This window comes from Sphingomonas ginsengisoli An et al. 2013, assembly GCF_009363895.1.
Lineage (GTDB): Bacteria > Pseudomonadota > Alphaproteobacteria > Sphingomonadales > Sphingomonadaceae > Sphingomicrobium > Sphingomicrobium ginsengisoli.
The window spans coordinates 448,458-466,590 of record NZ_CP045434.1; the positions used below are offsets into that span (position 1 = coordinate 448,458).

The window sequence follows — 18,133 nt, forward strand, 5'->3', positions numbered from 1 at the left end:
ACGTGCCGCTTCGCAAGGATATCTGGCGCAGCGCCATCGCCTGCGCGCCGTTCGCGACCATCGTCGCGCGAGGATCGCTCGCCGGCGAGCGACTCGTCTGGTTGCCCGATCCCGGCCCATTCCGCTTCCTCGCCGACCCGTTCGGACTGTGGCGCGACGATCGCCTCCACATCTTCGTCGAGGCCTACGACTATCGTGTCCGGATCGGCACGATCGAGGCGCTGACCTATTCGTCCGACCTGCACTTGCTCGACCGGTCAACCGTGCTCGCCGAACCCTGGCACCTGTCCTATCCGATCGTATTTGAAGCCGAGGGCGAAACCTGGCTGCTGCCCGAGGCGCATCGCGGCGGCGGCTCGACCCTATACCGCGCGACCGATTTTCCGCATGGCTGGACCGCGGCCGCCGACCTCAAACTGCCCGAGGTTCCGGTCGATGCAACGCCGGTCTTCCATCAGGGCCGCTGGTGGCTGCTCTACTGCCCGGCGACGAGCGAGTTCGCCAAGCAGGGTGTCCTGCACGCCGCGTGGGCGGACCATCCGCGCGGTCCGTGGACGCCGCATCCCGCCAACCCCATCCGCACAGGCCTCGACGGATCGCGCCCGGCCGGACGTGCGATCTCGGACGGAGAGACGATCGTTCTGCCGGTCCAGGATTGCCGCCGCACTTACGGCGGCGCGACCCGCATCCTGTCGCTCAAAATCTCGCCCACCGCCGCGTCGCACACCCTCGGCCCGGCGATCGCGCCGCCAGCGGGGATCGCGCCGTTCGATCGCGGCCTGCACACTTTGTCGGAAGCCGGCTCGGTGACCCTGTTCGACGTCAAGCGGATCGATCTTTCCGCGCGCGGGATCGCGATGGAAGGCGCGCGTGAATGGCGCAAGCTGCGGGCGCGCCTCCGCCGCTAGAACGGCGCGTGGTCGATCCGCGGCAGGACGTGGCGTGCGAACAAGTCGCATTCGGCGATGTGCGGATAGCCCGAGAGGATGAAGGCATCGATCCCGGCCTCGCGATAGGCCTGGAGCTTAGCGAGCACCTGGTCGGGATCGCCGACGATTGCCGAGCCGCAGCCCGAGCGCGCACGCCCGATCCCGGTCCACAGATTGTCCTCGACGAAGCCCTCGCCATCGGCCGCGCCGCGCAGCTCCGCCTGCCGCTGGACGCCATAATTCTGCGCGTCGAGCGACTTGTTGCGGATTGCGTCGCCGGTGGCGGCGTCGAGTTTCGACAGCAATTTGTCGGCGTAAGCGCGGGCCTCGCTCTCGGTCTCGCGGACGATGACGTGGACCCGATAGCCGAAGCGCAACTCGCGCCCATGGCTGGCGGCCCGCGCCTTGAGGTCGGCGATCGTCTCCTTCACCTTGGGCATGGTGTCGGGCCACATCAGATAGACGTCGCAGCCGATCGCCGCCGCCTCGCGCGCCTCGTCGCTGAGGCCGCCGAAGTAGAGCAGGGGCGGCTTGCCCGACAGCGTCGTGATCCGCATCGGATCGAGGTCGAGGTTATAGAATTCGCCCTGGTGGCTGAGATGCTCGCCCGCCAGCAGCGTCTTGAGGATGCGCATCACCTCGATCGCGCGCTGGTAGCGCGCCGCCGAGGGGAGTTTTTCGCCCGGCAGGTCGGAGGCGATGATGTTGACTGTCAACCGCCCGCCGCTGTGGTCGGCGTTCCAGCCGAGGATGCGGTCGAGCGTTGCCACCCGCCGGGCGAGCTGCGCGGGCCAGTCCTCGCCGGTGCGCACCGCCCACAGCAGCTTGAGTCGCTGGAGGTAGGGCGCGATCGCCGCGGCAAAAACCGTCGTGTCGACGCCGAGCTGATAGCCCGACGGCAACAGGATGTTGTCATAGCCGCCATCCTCGGCGGCCAGCACGATGTTGCGGCAATGCTCCCAGCTCGAGCGCAATTTGTCGTCGGGGACGCCGAGATACTCATAGTCGTCGTCGCACAGCGCCGAGAACCAGCTGACTTCGCACGGACCTTGGGCGCTCATGGTAATTTCTCTCCTCTGGCGGCGACCAGCACCGCATACCAATGCTCGCGGTTCCAGCGGACCGCGGTCGCCTGTGCCGCCTCGCGGATCCGCTCGGGGCGCTGGCTGCCGACGATCGGAACGATCCCGGCCGGATGCGCCATCAGCCAGCTGTAGGCGGCGACCGTGCGGCTGACGTTTTGGTCGTGCGCGACCGCGTCGAGCGCCGCAGCGATGGCGCGATCGCGCTCGCCCTGCGGATCGACCAGACGCCCGCCGCCGAGCGGCGACCAGGCGAGCGGGCGCATCCCCAGCTGCATCGCCTGGTCGAGTTCGCCATTCTCGAAACAGTCGATCCGCAGCGGCGAAATCTCGGGCTGGGTCGAGGCCAGCGGCACGGTCAGGAAATGCGCCAGCGCGGTGATCTGCGCGGTGGTGAAGTTCGACACCCCGACCGCGCCGACCTTGCCGCTTGCGACCGCATTTTCGAGCGCGCGGGCGACCTCGTGCGGATGGGCGAGTATGTCGGGGCGATGGATCTGGTAGAGTTCGACTCGCTCGACCTGAAGCCGCTTGAGCGAGGCGTCGAGCGCTTCGGCCAGATACGCACCGCTCTGGTCGTAGGGGAGGGGCGGGCGGATGCCGCCCTTGGTCGCCAGCACCATCCGGCCGCGTAAGGCAGGATCGGCCGCCAACACCTCGCCCAGCAGCGTTTCGGCATCACCGAACCCGCCGCTGCCATCGAAGCCATAGATGTCGGCGGTGTCGAGCAGGGTGATGCCGGCGTCGAGCGCCGCGGCCACCAGCGTCGCCGCCTCGGCGCGCGAGCCCGCCAGGCGCCACATCCCCCACGCGAGCGGCGAGATCGACGGTCCCGACGGACCGAGCGGCAGGGTCGACGGCGGCAAGGGCAGTTCGCTCATTTCTTCTCCTTGCGCGCCGCCGGCGGCGCGACCGAGGCGCGCTCGACGAGGCGGTGATCGAGGCGGCGATGCGCGAACTCGCCCGACAGCAGAAGGCCGGTGGCGGTGCTGGCGAGGTCGAACATCGGCTGGTGGATAGTGGTCAGCGGCGGCCACACGGTGCGCGCCAGCGTGGTGTCGTCGAACCCGACCACCGACAGCTCGCGCGGCAGGTCCATCCCACGGTCGTGCGCGACCGCAAGCACCCCTGCGGCCATGTCGTCATTGGCGGCGAAGATCGCGGTCGGCGGCCGGGGCAAGTCGAGAAACTGCGCCGCTCCCGCGCAGCCGCTGTCGAAGTCGAACAGTCCGTCGGCGACCAGTTGCGGCTCGAACGCGATGCCGGCCCGGTCGAGCGCCCGGCGGTAGCCGAACAACCGGTCGTCCGAGGCCAAGTGGTTGGGATGCCCACGGATGAAGGCGATCCGCCGGTGGCCACGATTGATGAGGTAAGTCGTCATGTCGTCGGCCGCCTGGACGTCATCCATGAACACCGACGAGGAGCGCGCGTGGTTGGTGCCCGGGCTGATCCGCACGAACGGCGTGCCGATCGCCTCGAGCGCTTCGAGCACCGGTTCGCAATCCGTCACCGGCGAGGACAGGATCACCCCGTCGACATGGGTCTCGTCAATCAATCCGCGGACCTGGTCGCCGACGTCGGCGTCGGTCACGACCACCGGCTGCGACAGCAGGCGAACGCCGAGCTCATGGCAGCGCTCCCAGCAGCCAGTCAGGACCTGGTGCATGTAATAGGGGCTGTGGTTGTCGTAGATCAGCGCGAGCTGGTTCGACTTGGCGCCCGACAGGATGCGCGCGGCGACGCTGGGCTTGAAGTCGAGCGCCTGCACCGCGGCCTCGACCCGCTGACGGGTCGCGGCACTTACATAGGGGTGGCGGTTGAGCACCCGGCTGACGGTCTTCACCGACACGCCGGCGCGGCTCGCGACGTCGCGGATGTTGCTGCGCTCGCTCATTGCGCCCCCGCCAAAGCCGAAGGAAGGCCTGCGAACAAGGGCGCGAAGTCGCTGCCCTCGCGGAAGTAGACCGGCGGGCTGCCGATCGGCGCGGCGGCGGTCACCCACCCGGGACCCGCTGGAGCGCCCGACCAGAGGTGGGTCCAGCGCTCACCCGCGGGCAGATACACCCGCCGCTCGGTCGCGCCTTCCTCGACCACCGGGGCGACCAGCAGGTCTGCGCCGTAGAGATATTGGTCCTGCAACGCTGCGCATTCGGGGTCGTCGAGGTAATGGAGGAACATCGCGCGCTGCGCCGGCAGCCCGCTCATCACCGCCTCGTCGCACAGGTGCCGGACGTAGGGCGCAAGCGCGGCGTGGACCCGGCTCCAGCGGGCGAAGCAGGCGAGCAATTCGTCGCTGCTGTCGATCTGCAGATTGTCGTCGGGCCGGTTGCCCTCGTGGCTGCGCATGACGGGCGCGAAGGCCGCCAATTCGCACCAGCGCATCAGCAGTTCGGCGCTGCGCACCTTGCCGCCGATCGAGGTGTAGCCCCCGCAGTCCGAATGGCTGTAAGCGTTGCCGACCAGCCCGGCCGAGAGCGCGGCGGTGATCACCGTGTTTATCCCGTCGTGCCGCGAGAAATCGACGCTCTGGTCGCCAGCCCACAGCAACGGGCAATGCGCCTGCACCCCCGAGAAGCCGGCGCGCATGAAGAACAACGCCTGACCCCGCTTGCCCCGCGACTTGAGCGCCCGCGCGTTGACCTCGGCCCACAGCACCGGCCAGCGATTATGCGCGAGCATCGGATCTTCGCCGCTCGCCAGTCGCACGTCGGTCGGCAGATATTCGCCGAAATCCGCCATCCAGCCATCGATACCGAGGTCGAGCAGCTCGCGCCCGAGCACGCGCTCGGCGAACCAGGCGCAACTTTCCTCGCGGGTGAAATCGACTACCCCGGCCTCAAACTCGCCGAAGTCGACCGCATAGGGTTCGTCGCTGTCCTGGCGTAGCGCGAGGTGGCCGCCGGCGACCGCCTCGGCGTACATCGGTCCGTCGACCGCCAGATGGGGGTTGGCGTAGGCGAGGAAGCGGATGCCGCGCGCGTTGAGGTCGGCGATGCGGTGGGGGAGGTCGGGATAGCGCTGCGCGTTCCACTGCCAGTCCCAGAACAGGCGCCGGCCGAAGCTGGTCTCGCGGATGCCCGCCCAATCCTCGCACCACAGTCCGCTGACCGCCGCGCCCGCCGCGACGATCCGCTCGAGCCGTTCGAAACTGCGGATGCCCTCCTTGAGCCCGACGATCGCCCCGCCGATTGCCCAGTCGGGGAGTGGCGGCTGGCGGCCAAAGCGGGTCGACAATTGTTCGACCAGCGCCACCGGCGTAGCGCCGGCGGTGAATTCGAGCTCGACCTCGCCTTGCCAGCATTCGAGCAACGGACCGCGCGTATCGGTGAAGTCGAGCACGCCATAGCCGCTACTCGTCGAATGGCAGGCATAGCCGCGCGACGAGAGATAGGTCGGCTGTGGATAGTTGGTCGTCCAATAGTCGCCGCCGGCCATTGCCGCGGTGTCCATCGCTTTGGTGAAGGGATCGTCCTTGTCGCGGCCGACGCCCGGTTCACTGGTCCAAATCGGAAAGCGGCGACCGGTCAGTCGCAGATAGCTCATCTGCTCGCCGCCGCCCCAATGGTGCTCGCCCGGCGCTCCTTCGAGCTGGAGCCAGATGCGATCAAAGTCCTGGACCAGCGTGCGCACTACGAGCACGCCATCGGTATCGGCGCGCGTGGCCAGCGACAGTTCGAGCGTTGGCGCGGCGGTTTCGCTGGTCGCCAGCAGCAGCCGCTCGCCCTCCAGGGTCGCGAACGCCAGCACCTGTTCGTCACGGGGCGAATCGCCGATTCGGAAATTGCCGCGGAACATCTCGACCGTCGGCGCACCCTTCGCGATTCGCGCGATCGCACCCTTGCCGGTGTCGAGAAGCACCACGTCGCCCAGCGTCAGCGCGATGTCGCCGTCGCGCTCTCGCCACGCCAGTCGATTGCTCGAAGCTGCTTGCCCCTCGGCCATATGACAACGCTTGACATAAAGGGACGGTCGATATCAACCTCTGCGTGAGGATGGTTGGGGCAAACTCCGACCGTAGGAGGAGTCGCCGCGCGCGGTGAGGAGGAAAGAGCAATGAAGAACACGCTTCTGCTAGGCACGATTCTGTCCACCGTTGGCATGGCGGGACCGGCGCTCGCCGCACAGCCCGCTCCGGCGGTGCAGACGCCGCCTTCGGTCCCGCCCGCCGACCCGGCGGCGCCGCCCGCCACCAGCAGCGACCAGGCACAGGCGCCGGCGGCCAATGCCAACGATGCCGCTCCCGGCGACATCGTCGTCACCGCGCAGAAGCGCAGCGAGCGGCTGCAGGACATTCCGGTCGCCGTGTCGGTGGTCAGTGGCACCGCGCTTGAGACCGCCGCGCGCCCGAGCATCGAGAGCGCGACCCAGCTCGTCCCGGCGCTCAACTTCCTCAAGTCGGGCACTACGCTTAACCAGACCATCTTCCTGCGCGGCGTCGGCACCGCCTCCTTCTCGATCGCGGGCGAGCCATCGGTCTCGACCATCGTCGACGGTGTCGTCTACGCCCGCTCGGGCGAGGCCTTTTCGGACCTCATCGACGTCGACCAGCTTGAGGTTCTGCGTGGACCGCAGGGCACGCTGTTCGGCAAGAACGCTTCGGCGGGCGTCATCAACATCCTTACGAAGCAGCCGACCGCGCGGCCCGGCGGGACGGTCGAGGCGAGTTACTTTACCGGCGGTAGCGAGGTGCGCCTGCGCGGAGTGATCAACGTTCCGCTGTCCAAGGACGTGCTGACCCGCGTCACCGGCTTCTATGGCCATTACGACGGGAACATCCGCAACCTCGCCCAGAACAACGACCGGGTGAACGGCTACAAGCATTACGGCGTGCGCGGGCAACTGCTCTACCGCCCCGACAGCGGGCTGCGCGTGCTGCTGATCGGCGACTATCACAAGAACAACGACAATTGCTGCGCCGAGGTGATCGCCACCGGCACCCCGGTCGTCGCCAATGGTGTCGCCACCGGCTTCACCACCGCCGCGCCGGTGTTCTCTGTCCTGCCGACCCCGCTCGGCGACAACACCCGCACCATCAACCAGGACCTCGTCACCCGGACCAAGGAGAAGGGATGGGGCGTCTCGGGCCAGGTCGACGTGCCGGTCGGCAACGACACCTTCACCAGCATCACCGCCTATCGCAAGTGGGATAACACCGAGATCCGCGACGGCGACTGGCTGCCGCGCGCCTATGTCGGCTTCAACCAGCTTCACGATTTCGGCCCGCAGACCAGCAGCACGCTGTCACAGGAAGTGCGGCTGACCAGTCCGTCCAAGCAGCTCATCAGCTATGTCCTCGGCGGCTATTATTCGCGCGCCAAGTCGGAGCGCGTGTTCACCCGCAACGACGTCGTCTGCACTGCCGCGACTGGAGCGCCGACCAACGTGCTGATCCCGTGCGGCGGACCCAATGCCAACGCCTCGACGACGCCCTCCGGGACCGCCGACTTCGGCTCGACCTTCCGCAATTTCGCAGTGTTCGGCCAGGGCGTGTTCAACGCCACCGACCGCTTCCGCTTCGTCGGCGGGCTGCGCTGGACCAAGGACCGTCTGTCGGTCTTCCACAGCCGCGTTTCGACCGGCCTTACCCTCAACGGTTCCGGCCAGCCGACCGCCGCGCCGGGCATCCAGCCCAACTTCGACCAGGGCGTCTATGATCGCTACGTCCAGTTGATCAACTCGGGCAGCACGGTTGCCGCCGCGCTCGCCGCCGCGCCGCTTGCCTCTAACGGCGTGCCCTTCCGCACCCGCACCAGCAGCAGCAACGTCTCGGGCAAGGCCGCGCTACAGTACGACTTCAGCCGCGATATCATGGGCTATGTGAGCTATACCCGCGGCTATAAGGGCCCGGCCTACAACATCTTCTACAATCTGACCGCGACGGGCACCAACCGGATCGATCCAGAAACGTCGAACAGCTACGAGGTCGGGCTCAAGAACACGTTCCTGGGTGGGCGGCTGGTCCTCAACCTCGACGCCTTCTACGCCAAGTACAACAACTTCCAGGCCAACAATCCCGACCTCGTCGCCGGGGTGGTCGTTACCCGCTTCACCAACGCCGGGACTGTCTCGACCCGCGGCGTCGAGGCCGATCTCATCTGGCGTCCGCTGGACGACCTGACGGTCAGCGGGGGCGTCGCCTACACCGACGCGACCGTCGACAAGTTCAACGCCGCCCCGGGCGCGGCGAGCAGCGCGATCATTCCGCCGTTCACCCCGCTCGGCTTCGCGCCCAAGTGGAAGGGCTCGCTGTCGGCCAATTACCACGTCCGCACCGGCGGCCCGGTTGACGTCTACCTCGGCGCGAACGGCAATGCGCAGTCGAGTCAGCTTGCGCTGTTCGCCTCCGACCCGGTCCAGCGCCAGCTCGGGACGATCAAGAGCTATGCGATCGTCAACGCCTCGATTGGCGTCGGCGATTCGGCGGACCGCTACCGGCTGACTTTCCAGGTCCGCAACCTGTTTGACACCAGCTACGCTGCGGCGATCACCAACGGTGGTCCAGCGGGCAGCTATCGCTACCAGATCCCGCGCGACGCCGATCGCTATTACGGGATCACCGGGCGGGTGAACTTCTAAGCGCTCATCCTCCAGCGCGAAGATGGGGCGGCCTCCCTCCGGGGCCGCCCCTTTTTTTGTGCGCCGTCAGCCTTGGCGAAGGGTCAGGCGCGGCTCGACCAGGTGGATGAACAGCAAGGCCAGCAGATAGGCCGAGCCGCAGATCACGAACATCGGCGCATAGCCATGGCCGTTGGTCAGCGACCAGCCGGCCAACTCGATGATCCCGCTGCCGGTCAGATTGCCGGCCACCCCGCCGAACGCGATCACCGTGCCGATCCGCGCCGCCGGGACGATGTCGGTCGCCATGCCGAAGATGTTGGTCGAGAAGCCCTGGTGCGCGAACAGGCCGAGGCCGATCAGGACTGCCGCCAAATAGGGGCTGTGAACCAGCAACGCGAGCGGCATCGCCAGTACCACCAGCGCGTAGAACAGCATCGATGATTTACGCGCGCGATCGACGCTCCAGCCACGCGCCAGCAGCCACGGGTAAACCGCGCCGCTGCTGAGCGCCCCGGCGGCGGCGAGCAGGAAGATGATCGCGACCGGAACGCCCAACTTGCCCTGCGACAGGCCGAATTGCCGGTTAAAGAAGTCGGGCATCCAGAACAGCACGAACCACCAGACGAGGTCGGTTAGTGCCTTGGCGCCGATCACCGCCCAGCTCGCCCGGTCGCGCAGGACCGCACCGACGTTGCGTGCGCCGCGCGCCTGGAGGCTGTTCTCGGCCACCACCGGCTTCAACCGGCGCGTACCCCACCACCAGGCGATCAGCCAGAGGAAGCCGAGGCCGCCCGTCACCACGAACGCCGATTGCCAGCCGAAGGCGAGCGCCAGCGGCGGGATCAGCAATGGGGTAATGATCGCGCCGATATTGGGAGCGGTGTTGACCAACCCGATCCCGCGTGAGCGGCGATCGAGCGGGAGATAGACCGCCGAAGCCTTGAGCGCGGCGGGCGTATTGACCGATTCCGCCGCCGCCAGCACCGCCCGCGCCAGCACGAACTGGGTGACCGTGCGCGCGGCGGCATGCGCCATGCCGGCTACGCTCCAGACGCCGACGGCCAGGGCATAGGACCAGCGTACACCGACGCGGTCGACGAACCAGCCGACCCCGAGCAACGAGGCCGCCGCGGTGATCTGGAACACCGATCCCAAATGCGCGAATTGCTCGTCGGTCCAGTGGAATTGCGCCTCGAGCGTCGGCTTGAGCAGCGCCAGCACCTGCCGATCGACGTAGTTGAGCGCGCTCGCCGCGAAGATCAGCACGATCAGCAGGCGCTGAACCGCCAGTTCAGGCCCCGCCTCGCTGGGTTCCTGGTCTTCGCGCTGGTCCATCCTCACTCTCCCCGCTACGCCCTCAGGCGTTGCCAAGCCGCCCGGCTTGGGCCACAGCATCGCGAGACTATGACACCGTAAGACAGACGGGTCGAGGGGAGCAGTGAGCGGCAGTCCGGAGAGTTTCGATCTGGCGGTCATCGGCGGCGGCATCAACGGCGCCGGCGTCGCCTACGATGCGGCGGGACGGGGCGCGCGCGTGCTCCTGCTCGAGCGCGGCGACCTCGCCTCGGGCACCTCGTCGGCCTCGACCAAGCTCATCCACGGCGGCCTGCGCTACCTCGAGCATTACGAGTTCGGGCTGGTCCGCGAGGCCTTGATCGAGCGCGAGCGGCTGTGGGCGATGGCGCCGCACTGCATTCAGCCAATGCGCTTCGTGCTCCCGTTGACCGAGACCCAGCGCCCGGCCTGGATGATCCGCGCGGGGCTGTTCCTCTACGACCATCTGGGCGGCCGCAAGCTGCTGCCAGCGACGCGGACGGTGACGCTGGCCGCGCATCCGGCGGGCGCCGCGCTCCGCGACCATGCCGGGCGCGCATTCGAATATAGCGACGGTTGGGTCGACGACGCGCGGCTGGTGGTGCTGAACGCCCGCGGCGCCGCGGCGCGCGGTGCGACCGTCCTCACCCGTCACGAACTCACCGCCGCCCGCCGCGAGAATGAGCGGTGGACGATCGAGGCCGGTGGTCGGACCTTCCGCGCGAGCGCACTGGTCAATGCGGCAGGTCCGGCGGTGGCGACCGTCATCGGCCGCGCCGAACCGGCCGCCGAAGCCCCGGTCGTCCGCCTCGTGCGCGGCTCGCACATCGTCGTTCCGGCGCTGTTCGACCATCCGTTCGCTTATTTCTTCCAGTTGCGCGACGGCCGCATCTTCTTCGCCATTCCCTATGAGGAAAAGTTCACGCTGATCGGCACGACCGACGTCGACCATCCCGGCCCCGACGTCCCGCCGCGCGCCAGCGAGGAAGAGATCGCCTATCTGATCGAGGGCGCGAACCTCTATTTCGAGCGCCAGCTGACCCGGTCAGACGTCGACTGGACCTACAGCGGCGTGCGCGCGCTGGTCGCCGACGCCAGCGGCAAGCCTGAAGCGGCCACCCGCGGCTACCGCCTCGATCTCAGCGACGAGGGCGAGGGCGCACCGCTGCTCAACATCTTCGGCGGCAAGATCACCGCCTACCGCCACCTCGCCGAGACCGCGGTCGACAGATTGGCACCGCGCCTGCCCGCGCTGGCCGGCGGCGCCTGGACCGGCGGGTCGTCGCTGCCCGGCGGCGACTTCCCGGTGCAGGGGCTCGACCGGCTGATCGACGATCTCGCCCGCGACTATCCCTTCCTCGCGCCCCACGACACGCGCCGGATCGGCAAAGCCTATGGCACCGAGGCGCGGCGCTGGCTCGGTGCGGCGCAAGCCTGGGACGACCTCGGCGCTTATTATGGCGCGGGCCTGTCGCAGGCCGAGGTCGACTGGCTGCGAAAAGAGGAGTGGGCGATGAGCAGCGACGACATTTTGTGGCGGCGCTCGAAGCTCGGCCTCGTCATCCCGCCCGATGGGCGCGCCCGCCTCGCCGCTTTGTTCAAGGAGCCCGCCGAATGACCCGCCGAATCGTCGCCATCGGCGGCACCATCAGGCCCGGCAGCAGCACCGAGCGCGCCCTCGCGATTGCCGCCGCTGCCGCCGCCGACGAGGGCGCCGAAGTCGCCACCTTCGACGGCGCCTACATGGCCCGCCTCCCGCACTATCGCGGCCCCGACTGGAGCGCGGCCGATGGGAAGGACCTCATCGAGGCGGTGCGTGCGGCGGACGGCGTGATCCTCGCCAGTCCCGGCTATCACGGCACCGTCTCGGGGATGGTCAAGAATGCGATCGATTACCTCGAGGAGCTTGCCCAGGATCGCCGGCCCTATCTCGAAGGCCGTCCGGTCGGCCTCATCGTCACCGCGTTCGGCCACCAGGCCGCCAACAGCGGAATGACCACGCTGAGGACCATCGCCCACGCGCTGCGCGGTTGGCCGACCCCGTTCGGCGCCGCGATCAAGACCGGGCCCGACAGCTTCCACGACAATGGCGCCTGCCTCGATCCCAGCATCCAGGGCCAGCTCGAGCTGGTCGGCCGCCAGGTGGCGCAGGCCGCGGGACGATTTGCATGAGCAACCTTGCCGAACATCTCGGGGCAGGCGGGCTGGTCGTGCTCGCCGGTGACGCCCTGCGCGGCGGCGACCTCGACCTCGCCGCCGCCGCCAGCCGGATCACCCCCGACACGATCGCCTTCATGGCGCGCCACGGCCGCGGCCTCATCTGCCTCGGCCTCAGCGCCGAACGCGCCGCCGCGCTCGGGATCGAGCTGCAGCAGCGCGAGCATCACGGCAGCAGCGGCCGGCCCTTCGGCCAGTCGATCGAGGCGGCCGAAGGGGTTTCGACCGGGATCAGCGCCGCCGACCGGGCGCACACGATCACCGTCGCGGTCGATCCGGCCAAGGGTCGCGCCGACCTCGTCTCGCCCGGCCACGTCTTCCCCCTGATCGCCGACCCTGCTGGCCCCGCCAAGCGCCTGTCGACGCTTGAGGCGGGTCTCGCCATCGTCGCCGACGCCGGGCTCGGCGACGGCGTCGTCCTGTGCGCGATGTTGCGCGAGGACGGCAGCATGGCGCGGCTGCGTGAGATTTCCGGCTGGGCCACCGCCGCGAACATCCCGGTGGTCGACATCGGCCAGTGGGTGAAGGACCACGCGGCATGAGCGGACAGCCGCTGATCCTGGTTCTCGACGAAGGCACCAGCTCGACCCGGGCCATCCTCTACGGCCGCGACGGGTCGGTTCACGGCAGTTGCAGTCGCCCGCTGACGCAACATTATCCGGCGCCCGGTCTGGTCGAGCATGACGCCGACGAGATCTGGCGCGAAACGCTCGCCTGCGGGCGCGAGCTGGTCGAGCGGATCGGCGGCCCCGCCGCCATCGCCGCGATCGGCATCACCAATCAACGCGAGACCGTGGTCGCGTGGGACCGCCGCACGAGCCAGCCGCTCCACCGCGCAATCGTCTGGCAAGATCGCCGCACCGCTGACCGCTGCGCCGAGCTTCGCGCCGCCGGGCACGAGCCTGAGGTCCAGCGCCGCACCGGCCTGCTCCTCGATCCTTATTTCTCGGGCACCAAGATGGCCTGGTTGCTCGGGCAACCCGCCGTTCTGGATGCCGGCGAAGCGCTCGCCTTCGGCACGGTCGAAAGCTGGCTGACCTGGCAGCTCACCAAGGGCGCCGCGCACGTCACCGACGCCACCAACGCTAGCCGGACGATGCTGATGCCGCTCGACGGCCAGGATTGGGACCCGGCGCTGTGCGACCTCATCGGTGTGCCCCGGGCGGCGCTGCCGCGGATCGTCGGTACGGCGGAGCGGGTAGGGGAGACCGACGCTGAATGGTTCGGCGCCGCCATCCCGATCTGCGCGCTGGTCGGCGACCAGCAATCGGCGACGATCGGCCAGGGCTGTCTCGCGCCAGGCCAGACCAAGCTGACGCTCGGCACGGGCGCCTTCGTCCTGACCAATCTGGGCGAGCGCCGCCCGGACGACCCCGGCCGCCTGCTCGGCACCGTGCTGTGCGACGTCGGCGGTCAGCGGCACTATGCGCTCGAAGGCTCGATCTTCGTCGCCGGCAGCCTGATCAAGTGGCTCCGCGACGATTTGAAGATGCTGCTGTCGGCGGGCGAGAGCGAGGCGCTGGCCCGCTCGGTGGCTGACAATGGCGGTGTGTTCCTGCTGCCCGCGCTGTCCGGCCTGGGCGCGCCCTACTGGCGGCCCAACGCCACTGCGGTGATCGCCGGCATGACGTTTAGCACCGGTCGCGCGCACGTCATCCGCGCCGCGCTCGAGGCGATCAGCCACCAGACGGTCGATCTCGCCGCCGCCTTCGCCGCCGCCGGCGCGCGCTGGGCAGAGTTGCGGATCGACGGCGGGATGAGCGCCAATGACTGGCTCGCCCAGGACCTCGCCGACATGCTCGAGTTGCCGGTGCGGCGCCCGGCCGATGTCGAGACCACCGCGCGCGGCGCGGCGATGCTGGCGGCGGTTGGGGCGGGGCTTCACCCAAATCTCGCCGCCGCCGCCGCGGCGATGCTCCCCGCGTCGCAGGAGTTCGCGCCGCAAACCGACGTCGATGCCCGCGCGCGCCGCCTCGGCGGATGGAACGACCTGCTGGCCGCTACCGAGTGAGCAGCGCGCCCTCGACCGAGCCGAACGGCCGCGCGCCGCTGTCGCTGCTGCCCGGCTTAGCGCTGTGCGTCGCGGTCGGGCTAGCCGCGCAAGCGCTCGGCGCGGGCGAGGCACTGCTGCTCGGCCGCGCCTGGCTCGAACCGCTGGTACTCGCCATTCTGCTCGGTATGGCGCTCGCCAACAGCTTCAGGCTCCCGCCATCGGTCGCCCCGGGCATCCGCTTCGGCGCCAAGACCGTGCTCGACGTTGCGGTCGCCCTGCTCGGCGCCACCTTGAGCATTGCCGCACTGGAAACGCTTGGGCTGGTCGCGGTCGTCCTGATCGCCGCGATGGTGTTCGTGGCGCTGGCGGGCGGTTTCTGGCTCGGGCGCCTGCTCGGCCTCAACCGCCGGCTGGCGATGCTGATCGCGGCGGGCAATGCGATCTGCGGGAACAGCGCGATCGCGGCGGTGGCACCGATAATCGGCGCCGACGAGGAAGAGATCGCCGCCGCCATCTCTCTCACCGCCTTGCTCGGCGTGGTCACCGTGCTGCTGCTGCCGATCGCGGTCTATGTCTTCGCGCTTCCGCTTCCGCGCTATGCGCTGCTGAGTGGCCTCACCGTCTATGCCGTGCCCCAGGTGCTCGCCGCCGCGGCGCCGTTCGGGGCGGCGACCATCACGCTGGCGACCTTTGTGAAGCTCGCCCGGGTGCTGATGCTCGGGCCGTTGACCCTGCTGCTGTCGCTGCTCGCCCCGCGCTTCGCCGATGCCGACAGTTCGGTCGCGCCAGCCGCGCGGCCGCGGCTGTTCCTGCCGTGGTTCATCATCGCGTTCCTCGTGCTTGCAGTGTGCCGCTGGACGGGGCTGATCGGCGAGGACCTCGCGCGACCGCTCGGGCTGGTGTCGAACTGGTTGGCGGTGGTGGCGATGGCCGGGCTCGGCTTCGGCGTCCGCCTGAAGACGCTCGGCGAGGTCGGGCCGCGCGTTGCCGGCGCGACCGTGCTGGTCAATCTGATGATGGTCGGGCTGGCGCTCGGGATGCTCGCCCTGCTCTAGTCGTTGCCGGGCTCGCGGCTCTTGGCATTGCGCTCGGCGATCCAGCGACGGACCAGTTCGGAGACTTCGGGCAGCGCGAACATCACGCCGCCGGCGGCATCCTCGACCCACCGCAATTCGCCCATGAGCGGAGGCAGGTCGGGCAGCTTCAGCGTCACCTTGCCGGTATCGCGGATCGTGCCGAAGGTCTTAAGGCGCGCGCCGCCGAGCGAGATGTTCTCGAGATAAGCGGCGTGCTGACGATTGCCGATGCGGACCCGCGCCGGGCAGCGGACCGTGACGCGATCGTGGATCCGCTGGTCCTCCGCCGCTTGCTGACGCTTGCTCATACTCGCCATCGGCACACCCTCCTGTCGGCCCGCCATCCTTGCGCCCAAGAGGGTTAAAGCACGCTTGCGCGCCACAATGAGTGACCCGTTTACCACAGTTGTAACGGAACCGTTTCATTTTGGAGCGACGAGCCTTCACCTCCACGGCGCGGAGGCATAATCTCTTCGCACCTGCACAAAAATCGGGGGACAGGACATGATTAGCCTCAAGCAGCACCTGTTGATCGGCGCGGCGCTCGGCGCCTTCGCGATGCCCGCGGCGGCGCAGACGGTCGGGGAGGCGCAGGCGCAGGCTGCCAATCAGGCCACCGCGGCGACCAGCCCAGATCTTGAGCCGGCCGAGGTCATCGTCACCGCGACCAAGCGCGCGTCGACCGTCCAGGACGTGCCCTTCTCGATCAACGCCCAGACCCAGCAGCAGATCGAGCGGTCGAATGCGACCACGGTCGAGGATCTCTCGCGCAACGTCGCCGGCCTCACCGTCCAGAACCTCGGGCCGGGGCAGAGCCAGGTGTCGGTCCGCGGCGTCTCCGCCGGCCAGATCGTCCGCGACCAGCCCGGGGTGAAGGAGCAGGTCGGCGTCTATCTCGACGAAAGCGTCGTCTCGCTGTCGCTGTTCACACCCGACTTCGACCTGTTCGACCTCAATCGCGTCGAGACGCTGCGCGGGCCGCAGGGCACGCTGTTCGGCTCGGGCAGCGTCGGCGGTACCATCCGCTACATCACCAACCAGCCGCGCCTCGGCCACACCGACGGCCAGGTCGAGGTCGGCGTGAACCATGTCGCGCACGGCGGCAGCGGCTATGACGTCAAGGGCGCGATCAATGTGCCGCTCGGCCCGACGGCCGCCGCGCGCATCGTGGCCTATGGCACCAAATATCCCGGCTTCATCGACGCCATCGGCCCGGCGGCGGGCAAGAACGTTAACGACGGCTCGCGCGTCGGCACCCGCGCCTCGCTGCTGTGGCAGCCGGCGCCGGGCATCAAGCTCACCCCTCGGATCGTCTACCAGAAGGTCAAGGCCAACGGCTTCAACCGCGAGGATCGCTACAACCTCTACTCGAACCAGTTCACCACCTCGCAGCCGCGGCTCGGCGAGTATCAGCAATATCTCAAGCTGCGCGAAGCCTTCCGCGACAAGACCCTGCTTGCCGACCTCACCGCCAGCGCGGCGCTCGGCCCCAATGTCGAGCTGACCTCGGTCACCAGCTACATCAAGCGCAACATCCTGGTCAGCCGCGACGCCTCGGCGCTGACCGGCTCGGTCTATGTCTCGTTCGCCGGGGCGACCGCGCTCGCCGCGCCGGGCGCCAACCTGCCGTCAAACCTGCGCGACACCACCGACCTCAAGCAGTGGACCCAGGAACTGCGCCTCGGCTCGACCGGCGCGGGCCCGTTCCAGTGGGTGGTCGGCGGCTTCTCCAGCCATGTCGACCGCAAGTATCAGCAGTTGCTGCCGACCCCCGGCTCGGACGTCTACAGCCAGCTGTTCCTCAACGTCGCCGCGCCCGGCGTGACCGTCGCGCAGACCCGCAACGGCTTCGCGCCGGACTCGCCGTACAATTCGTCGATCCCCTACGTCATCAAGCAGAAAGCGCTGTTCGGCGAGGCGAGCTACAAGTTCGGGCAGATCAAGCTGACCGCCGGCGGCCGCCTTTACGACTTCAAGGAAACCCGCGACTTCATCTCTGGCGGGATCTTCGCCAACGGCGACACCCGCATCGGCGACAAGACCAAGTCCAACGGCTTCAGCCCGCGCGGGATCGTCACCTGGCAGCCGAACCGCGCGCTCAGCGTCAATCTCCAGGCCGCCAAGGGCTTCCGCCTGGGCGGCGTCAACGATCCGCTCAACATCCCGCTCTGCTCGGGTGGGGCGACCGGGGTCGATGCGCTGACCTTCGGCAATCGCCCGACCTACCGCGATGAATCGCTGTGGAATTACGAGGCGAACGTCAAATACAGCCGCCACGGCATCACCTTCAACGCGGCTGCCTTCTACAACGACATCAAGAACCTCCAGGTCACCGCCGACGCCGGCAGTTGCTCGTCGCGCGTGGTGTTCAACGTGCCCAAGGCCCACGCCAAGGGCATCGAGGCCGAACTGAACGCGCGCCTCGGTGCCGGCTTCGACCTGTCCTTCGCGGGCAGCCTGACCGACGCCAAGTTCGACAGCAGCGTGACCACCACCAGCGGGGTCGTGATCGCCGGCATCCGCGACGGCAATCGCCTGCCGACGGTGCCCCGCTACCAGCTCGCCGCCACCGGCAGCTACACCGTCCCGCTCGGCGACGGGCGCGACTGGTTCACCACCGCCAGCGTCCAGCGGATCGGCAGCCGCTTCACCCAGCCCGGCGACCAGGAGCCGGGCGCGGCGCTGGTCCCCAACGCGCTCTTCTACGATCCCGGCACGGGCGCGTACGGCTCGGGCGTCAACGACTTCGGCTCGTTCAAGCTGCCCGCCTACACGCTGGTCAACGTCTCGACCGGCGTGACCCTCACCCGCGGGATCGAGGTCCAGTTGTTCGCCAACAACCTGTTCGACAAGAAGCCGCTTTTGTCGCTCGACCGTGAGCGCGGGGCGCGGGCGCGGATCGGGTACAACATCGGCCAGCCGCGCACGATCGGGATCACCGCCCGCTTCAAGTTCGGCCAGTGA

At 68.6% G+C, this 18,133-nt stretch carries 14 protein-coding genes; 8 read left to right on the forward strand and 6 right to left on the reverse strand.

All coding sequences use genetic code 11. The features are described from left to right. The first annotated feature begins 2 nt into the window (after positions 1–2). Complete coding sequence (locus GCU42_RS02210; RefSeq protein ID WP_114228045.1) at positions 3–908, forward strand: glucosamine inositolphosphorylceramide transferase family protein; 906 nt, start codon at positions 3–5, stop codon at positions 906–908. Here the strand turns inward: GCU42_RS02210 and GCU42_RS02215 are convergent. From GCU42_RS02215 to GCU42_RS02230, 4 genes are read right to left on the reverse strand one after another with little or no spacing between them, the layout of a single operon-like run. Beyond that, on the reverse strand, positions 905–1,990 hold the full coding sequence (locus tag GCU42_RS02215) for an LLM class flavin-dependent oxidoreductase (RefSeq protein WP_114228044.1): 1,086 nt from the start codon (positions 1,988–1,990) through the stop codon (positions 905–907). The genes GCU42_RS02210 and GCU42_RS02215 overlap by 4 nt on opposite strands. Beyond that, positions 1,987–2,892, reverse strand: coding sequence for an aldo/keto reductase (locus GCU42_RS02220; protein ID WP_114228043.1), 906 nt, complete (start codon positions 2,890–2,892; stop codon positions 1,987–1,989). Before GCU42_RS02220 ends, GCU42_RS02215 begins: the two co-directional genes overlap by 4 nt. Then, positions 2,889–3,905, reverse strand: coding sequence for a LacI family DNA-binding transcriptional regulator (locus GCU42_RS02225; protein ID WP_114228042.1), 1,017 nt, complete (start codon positions 3,903–3,905; stop codon positions 2,889–2,891). The genes GCU42_RS02220 and GCU42_RS02225 overlap by 4 nt, the downstream gene beginning before the upstream one ends. Beyond that, a complete protein-coding gene (locus GCU42_RS02230) occupies positions 3,902–5,953 on the reverse strand; it encodes an alpha-glucosidase (RefSeq protein WP_114228041.1) in 2,052 nt (683 codons plus the stop codon). Before GCU42_RS02230 ends, GCU42_RS02225 begins: the two co-directional genes overlap by 4 nt. A gap of 111 nt (positions 5,954–6,064) precedes the next feature. Between GCU42_RS02230 and GCU42_RS02235 the strand changes: the two genes are divergently transcribed. Continuing rightward, entirely contained in the window at positions 6,065–8,587 is a 2,523-nt protein-coding gene (locus GCU42_RS02235; RefSeq protein ID WP_240309488.1) for a TonB-dependent receptor, read from the forward strand. Positions 8,588–8,653: 66 nt separating this feature from the next. On the opposite strand, the gene GCU42_RS02240 is transcribed toward GCU42_RS02235, so the two are convergent. After that, positions 8,654–9,904 (reverse strand): MFS transporter, encoded by a 1,251-nt coding sequence (locus GCU42_RS02240; RefSeq protein ID WP_114228039.1) that lies wholly within the window; start codon positions 9,902–9,904, stop codon positions 8,654–8,656. A 103-nt stretch (positions 9,905–10,007) separates the two neighbouring features. Here GCU42_RS02240 and GCU42_RS02245 point away from each other — a divergent pair, with 103 nt between their 5' ends. Genes GCU42_RS02245 through GCU42_RS02265 form a run of 5 tightly spaced genes read left to right on the forward strand, consistent with a single transcriptional unit; the run spans position 10,008 to position 15,148 of the window. Next, the gene (locus GCU42_RS02245) at positions 10,008–11,501 is read left to right on the forward strand and encodes a glycerol-3-phosphate dehydrogenase (protein WP_114228038.1); all 1,494 of its coding nucleotides are present in this window, start codon (positions 10,008–10,010) and stop codon (positions 11,499–11,501) included. Next, positions 11,498–12,055, forward strand: coding sequence for an NADPH-dependent FMN reductase (locus GCU42_RS02250; RefSeq protein WP_114228037.1), 558 nt, complete (start codon positions 11,498–11,500; stop codon positions 12,053–12,055). Before GCU42_RS02245 ends, GCU42_RS02250 begins: the two co-directional genes overlap by 4 nt. After that, a complete protein-coding gene (locus GCU42_RS02255; protein WP_114228036.1) occupies positions 12,052–12,642 on the forward strand; it encodes a 3,4-dihydroxy-2-butanone-4-phosphate synthase in 591 nt (196 codons plus the stop codon). The genes GCU42_RS02250 and GCU42_RS02255 overlap by 4 nt, the downstream gene beginning before the upstream one ends. Further along, positions 12,639–14,111, forward strand: coding sequence for a glycerol kinase (locus GCU42_RS02260; RefSeq protein ID WP_114228035.1), 1,473 nt, complete (start codon positions 12,639–12,641; stop codon positions 14,109–14,111). Before GCU42_RS02255 ends, GCU42_RS02260 begins: the two co-directional genes overlap by 4 nt. Beyond that, complete coding sequence (locus GCU42_RS02265; RefSeq protein WP_205214991.1) at positions 14,108–15,148, forward strand: YeiH family protein; 1,041 nt, start codon at positions 14,108–14,110, stop codon at positions 15,146–15,148. Before GCU42_RS02260 ends, GCU42_RS02265 begins: the two co-directional genes overlap by 4 nt. On the opposite strand, the gene GCU42_RS02270 is transcribed toward GCU42_RS02265, so the two are convergent. Further along, positions 15,145–15,477 (reverse strand): PilZ domain-containing protein, encoded by a 333-nt coding sequence (locus tag GCU42_RS02270; protein ID WP_162789253.1) that lies wholly within the window; start codon positions 15,475–15,477, stop codon positions 15,145–15,147. The two genes, GCU42_RS02265 and GCU42_RS02270, sit on opposite strands and share 4 nt — an antisense overlap. A gap of 196 nt (positions 15,478–15,673) precedes the next feature. On the opposite strand from GCU42_RS02270, the gene GCU42_RS02275 reads away from it, so the two are divergent. Beyond that, a complete protein-coding gene (locus tag GCU42_RS02275; RefSeq protein ID WP_162789251.1) occupies positions 15,674–18,133 on the forward strand; it encodes a TonB-dependent receptor in 2,460 nt (819 codons plus the stop codon).